This window comes from Rhizobacter sp. P1_G5, assembly GCF_056405435.1.
Genome location: NZ_JBFUCB010000495.1, coordinates 1 through 4633 on the forward strand (window position 1 = coordinate 1; position 4633 = coordinate 4633).

General features: G+C 68.8%; 5 protein-coding genes. 3 read left to right on the forward strand and 2 right to left on the reverse strand.

What is annotated here, in order from left to right; genetic code table 11:
* Nucleotides 1-405: DeoR/GlpR family DNA-binding transcription regulator (locus AC1D12_RS25355; RefSeq protein ID WP_477843665.1), on the forward strand; the 405-nt coding region annotated here is incomplete at its 5' end.
* 10 nt (nucleotides 406-415) lie between these two features.
* On the opposite strand, the gene AC1D12_RS25360 is transcribed toward AC1D12_RS25355, so the two are convergent.
* Nucleotides 416-643, reverse strand: coding sequence for a hypothetical protein (locus tag AC1D12_RS25360; protein ID WP_477843667.1), 228 nt, complete (start codon nucleotides 641-643; stop codon nucleotides 416-418).
* 225 nt (nucleotides 644-868) lie between these two features.
* Between AC1D12_RS25360 and fusA the strand changes: the two genes are divergently transcribed.
* Complete coding sequence (fusA, locus tag AC1D12_RS25365; RefSeq protein ID WP_477827565.1) at nucleotides 869-2929, forward strand: elongation factor G; 2061 nt, start codon at nucleotides 869-871, stop codon at nucleotides 2927-2929.
* 4 nt (nucleotides 2930-2933) lie between these two features.
* Here fusA and purT read toward each other — a convergent pair whose 3' ends face one another.
* Nucleotides 2934-4148, reverse strand: a complete 1215-nt coding sequence (gene purT / locus AC1D12_RS25370) for a formate-dependent phosphoribosylglycinamide formyltransferase (protein WP_477843669.1) — start codon at nucleotides 4146-4148, stop codon at nucleotides 2934-2936.
* Nucleotides 4149-4250: 102 nt separating this feature from the next.
* Here purT and AC1D12_RS25375 point away from each other — a divergent pair.
* Nucleotides 4251-4633, forward strand: a 383-nt coding sequence (locus AC1D12_RS25375; RefSeq protein ID WP_477843671.1) for a hypothetical protein, incomplete at its 3' end; no start/stop codon positions are given.

Here is a 4633-nt window from a genome sequence, read left to right on the forward strand (position 1 = left end):
GTCACCCACAGCCCGACGATCGCGATCGAGCTGGTCGGGCATCCGCTGATCGAGGTCGTGCTGATCGGCGGCCGGCTGTTCAAGCACTCGGTGGTGTCAGTCGGTGCCGGCGCGCTGGAGGCGATCGGCCGCATCCGGGCCGATCTGTACTTCATGGGCGTCACCGGCATCTCCATCGGCGCGGGGCTGTCCACCGGCGACCTGGAAGAGTCGCACATCAAGCGCGCGTTGATGACGCAGGCGGCCGAAACCTGGGTGCCGGCCTCGGCCGAGAAGCTGCAGAGCGCCTCGGCGTACACGATCGCGCCCTGCAGCGCCGCCACCGGGCTGATCGTCGACGGCGACACGCCGAAGAAGGCGCTGGCCGGGTTCGAGACGCTGGGCCTGGCGATCGTGCGGGCCTGAGCGACCTCCGTCACTGCTGCTTCTTGTAGGCCTTGTCCATCGGCGGCCCGCGGTCGGTGTCGACCAGGCCGCGCGACACGTCGCGGTGCGCCTGCTCGATGCGCGGGCGCGGCGTCTCGTCCTTCTGGCTCGACTCGTCGCGTTCGTGCGGCAGCTGCGGCTCCGCGTCGCGGTCACGCCGCACGGTGGTGTCGCTCTTTCGGCCGGTGTTGCGGCCGGAATCTGGCTGGGTGGTCATGACGGATCCTTCGGGCAAACGACCGTTGCCTGAAGGGTCACTGTGACGCGGACCGCTCGCGCCGGCTGTCGGCCACCGGTACCGCCTGCTGTAGGACACCACCATGCCCGGGATCGATGCCCTCCGCCGCGGCCGCGGGTGCCCCCGCTTGCCGCCGCCGGTGCGATCCACTAACCTCGATCGCCCCCTCACCGCTCAGCGCCTGTGGCGCGAAAGGAGAGCGCCATGTCAAGCCTATCGAATCCCGTGAACACCGGGATCGCGGCCATCCGGTCGCTCGCGCTGGTCGGCCAGACGGCATCCGGCAAGACCAGCCTGACCGAGGCCTTGCTGTGCAAGGCGGGGGCGATCGGCGCGCCCGGCAGCCTGGAGCGCGGCACGACGGTCAGCGATTTCGACCCGATGGAGCGCCGCGTGCAGCATTCGCTGAACTCGACGCTGATGCACTTCGGGCATGGCAGCGCGCAGATCCACCTGATCGACACGCCGGGAATGCCCGATTGCGTCGGCCAGTCGATGACGGCGCTGGAGGCGGTCGAGACCGCGGCCATCGTGATCAACGCGCAGACCGGCATCGAGATGATGGCCTCGCGCATGATGGACTGGGCGGCGCACCGCGGGCTGTGCCGCATGATCATCGTCAACAAGATCGATGCGCAGGGGCTCGACCTGCCGGACCTGGTCGCGAAGATCCAGGCCACCTTCGGCAAGGAGTGCCTGCCGCTGAACCTGCCCGCGGCCCAGGGCACCCAGGTGGTCGACTGCTTCTTCAATCCGTCCGGCGAGGCGGATTTTTCTTCTGTGGAGACGGCGCACCGCGCGCTGGTCGAGCAGGTCGTCGAGGTCGACCCCGGTTTCGTCGACCGCTACCTCAACGATGGCGACGTCGACCCGCGCGAGCTGCATGCACCGCTCGAGCAGGCGCTGCGCGAGGGTCACCTGGTCCCGATCTGCTTCGTCTCGGCGCGCAACGGCGCCGGCGTGGCCGAGCTGCTCGACGTGATCGACCTGCTGCTGCCGAACCCGACCGAAGGCAACCCGCCGCAGTTCTTCAAGGGCGAGGGTGCGGATGCGAAGGAGCTGCATGCGCAGCCGGATGCGTCGCTGCACGTGATCGCGCATGTGTTCAAGGTCACCGTCGACCCGTATGTCGGCAAGATGGGGATCTTCCGCATCCACCAGGGCACGGTCACGCGCGACAGCCAGCTCTACATCGGCGACGGCCGCAAGCCGTTCAAGGTGGGCCACCTGTTCATGCTGCAGGGCAAGGACCATGTCGAGGTGCCGCGCGGCATCCCGGGCGACCTGTGCGCGGTCGCGAAGGTCGACGAGATGCACTTCGACGCGGTGCTGCACGACGCTGCCGAAGACGACCACCTGCACCTGAAGCCGCTGGAGTTCCCGGTGCCGGTGCACGGCCTCGCGATCGAGCCGAAGCGCCGCGGCGACGAGCAGCGCATGTGGGAGATCCTGCAGAAGCTGGTCGACGAGGACCCGTGCCTGAAGGTCGAGCATGCGGCGAGCACGAACGAGACGGTGGTCTACGGCCTCGGCGAGCTGCACCTGCGCACGCTGCTCGAGCGCATGAGCGACACCTACAAGTGCGAGGTGTCGACGCGGCCGCCGCGCATCGCGTACCGCGAGACGGTGACCGTGCCGGCCGAAGGCCACCACCGCCACAAGAAGCAGAGCGGCGGTGCCGGCCAGTTCGGCGAGGTGTTCCTGCGCATCGAGCCACTCGCGCGCGGCGCGGGCTTCGAGTTCGTCGACCAGGTGAAGGGCGGCACGATCCCCGGCCAGTTCCTGCCCGCGGTCGAGAAGGGCGTGCGCCAGGTGCTCGACAGCGGCGTGGTCGCCGGCTACCCGGTGAAGGACGTGCGCGTGATCGTCTACGACGGCAAGCACCACTCGGTCGATTCGAAGGAGGTGGCCTTCGTGACGGCCGGCCGCAAGGCCTTCATCGATGCGGTGATGAAGGCCCAGCCGATCGTGCTGGAGCCGGTGGTGAAGGTGGAGATCACCGCGCCGGAGTTCTCGATGGGCGACATCACCGGCGACCTGTCGGCCAAGCGCGGGCAGGTGAACGGCACGCGCACGATGCAGGCCGGCAGCATCACGGTGCACGGGCTGGTGCCGCTGTCGGAGCTGAACGGCTACCAGGCGCGGCTGAACGGCATGACCGGCGGGCAGGGGCGCTACACGCTGGAGCTGAGCCACTACGAGGCGGTGCCGCCGTCGGCGCAGACCTTGCTGACCAGCCAGTACAAGGCGCGCGACGACGATTGACGGATCACGCCTCGCGGGGCTTCACCTTGCTTGCCGCCAGCTTGGCCTGCGTGCGCGCGACCTCGACATCCTTGTCGTGCACCAGCGCCACGCCCATGCGCCGCTTCTTGAAGCTCTCCGGCTTGCCGAACAGGCGGATGTCGCTGTTCGGCACGCGCATCGCGTCGGCGACGCCGTCGAACACGATGCCCTTGGCCTCGACGCCGCCGTAGATCACCGCGCTCGCGCCCGGGCTCTTCAGCGCAGTGTCGACCGGCAGCCCGAGGATCGCGCGCGCATGCAGCTCGAACTCGTTCTGCCACTGCGTGATCATCGTCACCATGCCGGTGTCGTGCGGGCGCGGGCTGACCTCGCTGAACCACACCATGTCGCCCTTCACGAACAGCTCGACGCCGAACAGGCCCTGGCCGCCCAGGTTGTCGGTGACCGCCTTCGCGATCTCGCGCGAGCGCGCCAGCGCGGCCGGCGTCATCGGGTGCGGCTGCCAGCTCTCGACGTAGTCGCCGCTGACCTGCACATGGCCGATCGGGTCGCAGAAGTGCGTCTCGACCTGGCCGCCGGCACCGAGCGCGCGCACGGTGAGCTGCGTGATCTCGTAGTCGAAGTCGATGAAGCCCTCGACGATCACGCGGCCGTGGCTGACGCGGCCGCCGGCCATCGCGTAGTCCCACGCGGTCTTCACGTCGGCCGGGCCGTCGATCTTGCTCTGGCCCTTGCCGGAGCTGCTCATCACCGGCTTCACGATGCAGGGGTAGCCAATTCCATCACTGTTCTTGCCGTCGATCGCCGCCTGCAGCTCGGCCAGCGAATCGCAGAACACGTAGGGGCTGGTCGGCAGCGCGAGCGTCTCGGCGGCCAGCCGGCGGATGCCTTCGCGGTCCATCGTCAGGCGCGCGGCGCGGGCGGTCGGGATCACCCGCACGGTGCCGGCGGCCTCGAGCTCCTCGAGCATCGGCGTCGCGATCGCCTCGATCTCGGGCACCACCAGCAGCGGGCGCTCGGCCTCGATCAGCGCCTTCAGCTGCGCCGGGTCGCTCATCGTGATCGTGCGGGCATGGTGCGCGACCTGCTGGCCCGGCGCGTTCTCGTAGCGGTCGACCGCGATCGTCTCGACGCCCAGGCGCTGCAGCGCGATCAGCACCTCCTTGCCCAGTTCGCCGCTGCCGAGCAGCATCACCTTGGTGGCTTGGGGAGAGAGGGGGGTTCCGAGGGTCGTCATGGTGCTGCGCGGCCGGTGAAAGGGTTGTGGGCGGAAAGAGCGTGATTTTGCCGACGACCCCAGCCGCATCTGCTGATGCACGAAGATTTATCATGCGGCACCATGCAATCCGGCTCCCGTGACGTGGCCCAGCTCCGCCTTGACAACGCGCTGGCCCTCTTCGATGAATTCGTCCACAACACCATCAAGCATCCGGATGCCGCCACGCTGAGGGGCCTCGAACGGCGCTTCGCCGAGCGCCTGCAGATCCAGCCGAGCTACTGGAGCCAGATCAAGGGCCGCTCGCGGCAGATCGGCGAACGGCTCGCACGCCAGTTCGAGGTGCTGTGCCACAAGCCGAACGGCTGGATGGACCAGCCGCACGACGCGGCCGGTTCCTCGGCGGCCCCCGCTCCTGCCGCAGCCCTCGCTGACGACGCCCTGCGCAACGTGCCGCAGGATGACGACGAGCGCTTCATCGTCGGGCTGGTGCTCACCTACTACCG

What these genes read in the sequence shown, in the direction of transcription:
- AC1D12_RS25360 (WP_477843667.1), bottom strand. Translation starts at nt 643, where the DNA reads ATGACCACCCAGCCAGATTCCGGCCGCAACACCGGCCGAAAGAGCGAC.
- fusA (WP_477827565.1), top strand. Translation starts at nt 869, where the DNA reads ATGTCAAGCCTATCGAATCCCGTGAACACCGGGATCGCGGCCATCCGG.
- purT (WP_477843669.1), bottom strand. Translation starts at nt 4,148, where the DNA reads ATGACGACCCTCGGAACCCCCCTCTCTCCCCAAGCCACCAAGGTGATG.